The 1,258-nt window shown below is 46.1% G+C and carries 2 pseudogenes; both read right to left on the reverse strand.

What is annotated here, in order from left to right:
- Positions 1-416, reverse strand: a pseudogene (locus CIK04_RS24760) (Hsp33 family molecular chaperone HslO); the annotation flags it as partial.
- Between the two features lie 9 nt (positions 417-425).
- Positions 426-794: pseudogene (hslR, locus tag CIK04_RS24765) on the reverse strand (ribosome-associated heat shock protein Hsp15).
- Positions 795-1,258 lie beyond the last annotated feature (464 nt).

Consider the following 1,258-nt stretch of genomic DNA (forward strand, 5'->3'; position numbering starts at 1 on the left):
TAGGCCTACAATACCTTGGTAACGCTCGCCTTTTTTTCGGTTCGATGGTTGATTGACCATATAACCTTTGCCCACTCATGTCGTGTAGGGTTGCGTCGTCGGCAATATGGCCTTCCCAGCGAGCCACACCACGAATTTTCTGCTCATTGGTCACCATTGATCACGGCCAGTGAAACAGGGCCRTCGCCTTGTAGCTGAATGGTGATAGAGCCTTCAAACTTTAAAGTTGCAGTCAGAAGAGTGGTAGAAACCAATAGCTCACCAAGCAGTTTTTGTAGGGCTGCCGGATAATCCTTGCTAGAAATAATTCGCTGATACGCTTCATCCAGTTGTACCAACTCGCCACGTACTGAAAGATCTTCAAATAAGTAGCGATCAAAACATTGCTTGCCATTTAGTCGATTCCTCGTAGGTATTTCCGGCTTTTACTGGTGTTTAAATTTGATAATGTCGCGGCGCTGCTTTTTATCTGGGCGGCGGTCTGGACTTGGGTTATGCGCGTTGAGTTTACGTTGCATTGCTTGTGCTTCGCGCTTTGCTTGGCTCTCTTGCGTTYYGCTATAGAGCGTCTGTGCTTCTGGTGCGCCACGTCGCTTGGGTGGATAGCTTTCTATCATCAACCGTTTTTTCTTCATTGCCTTGGCGAAGTTTCAATACCGCGCCTACTTCGACAATCTTACTGGGCTTTGCACGTTGGCCATTATAGTGGACTTTACCGCCATTCGACCATATCGACGAGCGATTGAACGGGTTTTGTAAAATCTTGCAGCCCACAGCCATTTATCGAGCCTAATCGGACTTCAATTTGGGGAACTCATGGTCACTTTTACTCTCTAATCAACTGCTGTGAATGATTGAATCTTGCACTTTACAATGGTGACTTACCGCAAATTTTTCAAGGCAGTTTGGCAAAATCGTAATCAGAGAGGCGTGTCACAAGCAAGCTGTGATATAGTGCAAAGCTCTGTGTCGAATCGAGATTTATCGACGCAACAACAGCATAACGTGCTGTTTAGGAGAGCATTTTCCACCTTGATCAGGAAAAGTGCGAGCGATTTTCTTCAGTCGAATAAAGAAAGATAGATCGCAGTGCGTTCAAGCAAAGAAAGCGAAAGCGCAAAATTTAAACAGTGAAAGGAACCGATTGAGTGAAACCATCAGAGCTGAGTGCCGGATTGGCCAATAGCCCATTGCTGACGCGGATGATTGCCAACAACCGGCATGATTCAGAGTCGAGTCGAGTGCTTTATTAGCTTGG

The organism is Vibrio sp. 03_296 (assembly GCF_002265885.1).